The organism is Acinetobacter sp. LMB-5, assembly GCF_001541635.1.
GTDB lineage: Bacteria > Pseudomonadota > Gammaproteobacteria > Pseudomonadales > Moraxellaceae > Acinetobacter > Acinetobacter pittii.
In genome coordinates this window covers 1-989 of record NZ_LRDR01000029.1, presented here as the reverse complement: position 1 = coordinate 989, position 989 = coordinate 1, and the positions used below count along the sequence as shown (strand labels likewise).

General features: G+C 46.7%; 1 protein-coding gene. It reads right to left on the bottom strand.

The window, feature by feature from the left end; all coding sequences use genetic code 11:
- Nucleotides 1-792 (bottom strand): reverse transcriptase N-terminal domain-containing protein (locus AW165_RS18320; RefSeq protein WP_171254263.1); only part of this gene is annotated, 792 nt, incomplete at its 3' end.
- Nucleotides 793-989: the final 197 nt, after the last annotated feature.

Sequence of the window (989 nt, the reverse complement as noted above, 5' to 3'; positions counted from 1 at the left end):
GTTAACTCGTTCTCCCGATTTCTTAGCGACTTCTTTCACGAGCTTTTCTAGGCCCGCAAGCGTCAGTAACATAAGCGTTGGAGAGATAATTCCTCCTTGCGGAGTTCCCTCCGACGTTCGGTAGAATAAGCCCTTATCGATATAGCCAGAGCCTAACCACTGCTTCAGCATCCTTTTGTCTATTTGAACATGTTCAAGTAGCCATTCATGCCCAATCTTGTCAAAGCAAGCTTTAATATCCCCCTCCAAAACCCAGCGACCTGAGCGCTTAAGACACAAGCATTTGAAGCATTGTGCTATTGCGTCAGCCGTACTGCGATTAGGGCGAAAACCGTAGCTATTTGGATCTGCTATCGTTTCCGATATCGGTTCCAAAGCAAGCAGATAAAGCGCTTGTTGCGCTCGGTCTATCATGCATGGAATGCCAAGGGGTCTAAGTTTGCCATTCTTTTTCGGGATGTAGATTCGTCTGAGCGATTTAGCTCGGTAACCTTTGCGATTCAATTGATCCACTGCGGTCATTCGACGGGCATCCGTATTCCAAATGACACCATCGATTCCTGGAGTGTTACTGCCTTTGTTTTGGGACACCCGCTTCACAGCAAGTAATTTCGCTGATCTGGAGTGGGTTAAGATCCACTGCAAAGCCTTCGCTTTACTGTGTTGTCCCTCTCGAGTTGCTTTTGCAATGCGCATTTGAAGCTTTAACACGTGCGACTCGACAGCTTTCCAATCGATGGATTGCCATTGAGTGCCATTAGGAGAGGCACTAACTTCTGATGAAGCCACCATTTGCGTTTCTCCTTGAATAAAGTTCTTCAAATCATCTTGCAACGGGAGACCAGTTAGAAGTCAGCTCGCTTTCGCGCCAGATATAAACCTGTATCCACTTCATTACAAAGCGGCCTTTGCTTTTTCTAACCTCCTTTACCTGCACACCTATCGGCAATCTTCGCAGACTGCTTTCCCAATGGGAGATATACAGGCTT